5 protein-coding genes are annotated in these 4,306 nt (G+C 40.4%); all 5 read right to left on the reverse strand.

The window, feature by feature from the left end:
- Window positions 1-305, reverse strand: a 305-nt coding sequence (locus UC75_RS21810) for an MBL fold metallo-hydrolase (RefSeq protein WP_228137386.1), incomplete at its 3' end; no start/stop codon positions are given.
- Between the two features lie 23 nt (window positions 306-328).
- Window positions 329-1,345: a ferrochelatase gene (gene hemH / locus UC75_RS14125; RefSeq protein ID WP_049837957.1), complete on the reverse strand. Its 1,017-nt coding sequence runs from the start codon at window positions 1,343-1,345 to the stop codon at window positions 329-331.
- Window positions 1,346-1,418: 73 nt separating this feature from the next.
- Window positions 1,419-2,423 carry a DUF4062 domain-containing protein gene (locus tag UC75_RS14130; protein ID WP_049837958.1) on the reverse strand — a complete coding sequence of 335 codons (1,005 nt, stop codon included), beginning with the start codon at window positions 2,421-2,423 and terminating at the stop codon, window positions 1,419-1,421.
- A 116-nt stretch (window positions 2,424-2,539) separates the two neighbouring features.
- Complete coding sequence (murI, locus tag UC75_RS14135) at window positions 2,540-3,406, reverse strand: glutamate racemase (protein ID WP_013199052.1); 867 nt, start codon at window positions 3,404-3,406, stop codon at window positions 2,540-2,542.
- 46 nt (window positions 3,407-3,452) lie between these two features.
- Window positions 3,453-4,064 (reverse strand): DUF1285 domain-containing protein, encoded by a 612-nt coding sequence (locus tag UC75_RS14140; RefSeq protein ID WP_049837959.1) that lies wholly within the window; start codon window positions 4,062-4,064, stop codon window positions 3,453-3,455.
- Between the last annotated feature and the right edge of the window lie 242 nt (window positions 4,065-4,306).

The following is a 4,306-nucleotide window of genomic DNA, read 5'->3' on the forward strand; positions in this document are numbered from 1 at the left end:
ATCGGAAAGCCATAACGTGCTGATACTTCCTGAATCATATCTAGCCAGAACTGATCTTCTTTGTGTGGACCAATAACTGGAACGCTCCATTCTTTGGCAAGCTCACCTACTGCTCCTGCATGATCTAAATGCCCATGAGTTAGCCACAGAGCCTTCACTTTTAAACCCAAGGCTTCTACTTCTTTTTTCAAAACCGCAGCATCGCCACCTGCATCGATCAAAACTGCTTCTTTCGTTTCACTGTCCCAAACAAGGGAACAATTTTGAGCAAATGCAGTAACGGGAACAATTTTGACTTGCAGCATAAGAACCTCTGGCTAAAACGCAATTAACGGTGGGCTAAGGTATGGGTAAGGGCATCAAGATTAGCCTGAACTAAACCTGCAAGCAAATCAATATGAGCCTGATCGCTATTTAAAGCTGGAATATAAGCATAGCTACCACCACCTGCTTCTTGAAATAACTCAGCGTTTTGAATAGCTAATTCTTCAAGTGTTTCTAAACAATCGGCAGAAAAAGCTGGGCTTAATACTTGAACAGACTTAACACCTTGCTTCGCCCAATCTTGTAAAAGCTGGTCTGTATAAGGCTTCACCCATTCTTGTTTTCCAAAACGTGATTGGAAACTAATTGCCCATTCATCCTCTTTTAAATGTAAGGCTTCAGCGACTAGCTTTGCTGTAATACGACAACGATCTGCATAAGGGTCGCCTTTATCTGCATAAGGCTGCGGAATACCGTGAAATGACATCAACAGTTTTTCAGGTTTACCATGCTGCTCTTGGTAGGCTAAAACGCTTTCTGCCAATGCTTGAATAAACATAGGATGCTGATAATAGTCTTTAATGATGGTCAGACCCGGCAAGTTCCGCTGAGCTGGAATCCACTTGGCAAATGCGTCGTATAACGGCGCTGTAGACGTTGCAGAATATTGAGGAAATAAAGGCAATAAAATGACATGCTCTTGGGGGTTCGTCGCCAATTTTTCTAAAACTGCATCAATACCCGGATTACCATAAGTCATTGCGGGTAAAACGGTTAAATCAAACTGTTTATTTTCTTGCTCTAAATAAGCCTGCACACGTTTGGTTTGTTCAAACACAATTTCGCGCATTGGCGAGTCTGTTGACCATACCGAAGCATACGCATGCGCTACTCTTTTCGGACGAAAAGGTAAAACGAACAGATTTAAAATAATCCACCAGATGAATTTTGGTATTTCAATCACGCGTGAATCAGATAAAAACTGTTTTAAAAAACGGCGCACCGCAGGCACAGTCGCCTCATCTGGTGTGCCTAAATTCGCTAAAATGACAGTAACTTTCGGTTTTTGTTCAAACGACATGTGTAAATGCCTTTCAGTTCATCTTATGACACTAATGTAACAGTTTTCAGTGTCATATATAAATTGAATCGCTCTAAGCTTTTAATCGAACGCCTCGATTGTTCCATTTATAACTAAGCAATATCTTTTGAGCTTTAGTGGTTAGTTTCCAGAGGTCATATGATTGCTCAGTTTGCGTTGGGACAATCCAACCTTGTGATTGCATTTGATTTTTAATTCGAAACAGTGCCTTATGATTAATCTGTGCGCAAGCCACCGCATGTGCACGAGGTAATTCCTGACGGGCATCTTCTAAGCCAGCCTGATTTAAATATTCATTCAGACAAATTCCAAAATTCTCTTCTGGCACAGCTGTTTCAAAGCGCTTTGCCAGCACGCTCAACAACTGAGACCACGTCATTTGTCGTTGTCGTTTAAGCTCTTTAAAGTTGCCATCCTGAAATGCTTGAATCTGATATTCAAATGCAAAAATATCTTGCGGTGCAACTTCCTTTAACTGCACTGATGGCTCTGTTACTCGCTGTTCTAAATGCAAAATTTTACTTCTTAATAGTCTAATTTCATCTTCTAACTGCTGAGCTTGATGAGCAGGAACCCAACCTTGTCCCATATGTTGCTCAACCATTAAAGGAATATTTAAACGGACAGCCAACTCCAATTCACGTGGAGTTTTAAAGTAAAAAATATGCTTTGCTTCGTGTAATAACTTTTTTCTAAAAGCGAGAAATTTATCTTTAAGTTGTGGATGTGTTTCTTGTAAATCTATTTCACGGATTTCAGGCTGTTCATGCATGAATACAATAATAGGTTTAGCCTGACTTAACGCGTATTCATATTCTAAAGACAGATAGCTCACACCAGAAATCGATTGTTCTCCATACTGACTTCCTAGAAGTAAGATTACATAATCACATTCATCAATCTGTCGACGTGCAAGTGTGGTTGTTAAAGGTGTTCGATGTTCTAGTCCCCAAGCAAAGAAACCCATTCCCACCAAGGTTTGAGACAAAACCATTCGCTCTGGCTGCATATCGCGGCCAGACGTTGAAATAAAAATCTGATAGCGTGTATCGAGCATAACAATACCCTTTCGCCTCATGATCTGTATGTGACTTAAAATCAGCCAAGATCATGAACCGCCCCAAATAAAATAATAAATATAAAAAACACTATTTTCTAAATGATGCTAAAAGATCAGTTCAGATTATGAAGTGTCCAAGTTAACTCTTGTGGAATCATATGTTGTAAAACAGGTTGCAGTGCGTCAGCATTATTTCCGCTGACGTAACATTCAATACGTGCAACATTCTGACCTATTTGGTCACATAATAACGCATTTTTTATTAAAATACGGGCTGTTTGTCGGGCAACTGCGAATCCAGAATCAACCAGTGTGAATTGGTTATCAAAAAGATGATGAATTGCTTCATTTAAGAAAGGATAATGCGTACAACCGAGCACTAAATAGTCTGCACCTTGCTCAGCGGCAGGCTGTAAAACCTCTTTTAATGCCGTTAAACACGCCTCTCCCATTTGCTGTCCCGCTTCTACACAAGGAACAAGTTCAAGGCTGGTTAAGGTCATCACTTTAACACCCGCCGGAACAGCAAACTTCTCGACAACATCTTTAATAAGTTGCCCACGAAAAGTAGCAGGTGTGGCCAACACAGCAACCACTTTAGAACGTGTCTGTAATACGGCAGGTTTTAATGCTGGAACTAACCCTACGATTGGAAAGTGTTCACCATAATGCTCACGTAAATGGTCAAGACTAAATGCTGAAGCTGTATTACAGGCAACCACCGCAATTTTACAACCTTGGCGGTATAACCAATCGACTGCGCGAGCTGTGAGCTCTCTAATTTCTTCATCAGAACGTGGGCCATAAGGAACGTAGGCTGTGTCGGCATAATACACAATGCGTTCATTCGGCAAATATCTAGCTATTTCTGCTGCAACTGACATTCCCCCAATTCCCGAATCAAAAATACCAATTGGGGCATCTGCTGATGCTTTAGGCATAGGTTCTAGATCGGTAAATAGAGGTTGTATGGCGGTCATAGCTGTACTGAAGTGTCAGAAAATTTCACTTCCTAAAGCTTAAACCTCAAGTGCCTAATTGCAAGAGCAAATTACCACTTTTTAACTCTAAAACGGTTTCACCATTCTCTTTTTCGACGAGTGTTCCATAGTTCACTAAGTGATAAAAAGACTGACGTTGAATAAGCGCATTAATTCCAAAACGCACATGCACATAAGGACGTAACTCCCCTGCATATTCACGCATAAAAATTGGATGTTCAGCATCAACCAAAATCACATCTTGATTGGTCGTGGTCAGTTGTAAAAATTGATCACCTGAAATTTCAACTTGATCGACCTGATTGACTAATAAAGGTTCATCTTCAACCTCAATTTCAATTTGTTCTACGGGGGTTTTCAGGTAGAATTTCTCTTCTTCTTTCCATAGGACTTTGGTAAATAGATCTAATAGGGCTTGGCGCTTAATTAATTGACCTTCGTGCCACCATTCTCCATTGGCTTTAACCGTCAAATCCATTTTGCCGCAATGCTTTGGATGCCACTGCTCTAAAGGTGGAATTGACCTTTTGTGACTTTGCTGTACACCTTTTAAGTATTGTGCAATGTTCATTAAGTTTTTATCATCAGATAACGGTATTTTTCCCATATCCGATGGGGAATTATTTTGATTTACCATAGTTTATGCCTTGCTGACGAAAAAATATGACGACTCAGCCAATTGGCTAGATCATGGTTTAAAACTATACTAGCCAAAACGATAAAAGGCACAATAGCATATTTGCGCCTATGGATTAAAACACTCACGGCAGCACCGAATTTCTGAATATGACGGTTGCCACCTTTAAGTATTGAGGAGTCCTACATGGAACACATCGAACGTGAATCGATGGAGTTTGACGTTGTCATCGTAGGTGCAGG

The sequence above is a fragment of the Acinetobacter sp. V2 genome (assembly GCF_001188385.1).
In the GTDB taxonomy this organism is placed as follows: domain Bacteria; phylum Pseudomonadota; class Gammaproteobacteria; order Pseudomonadales; family Moraxellaceae; genus Acinetobacter; species Acinetobacter oleivorans.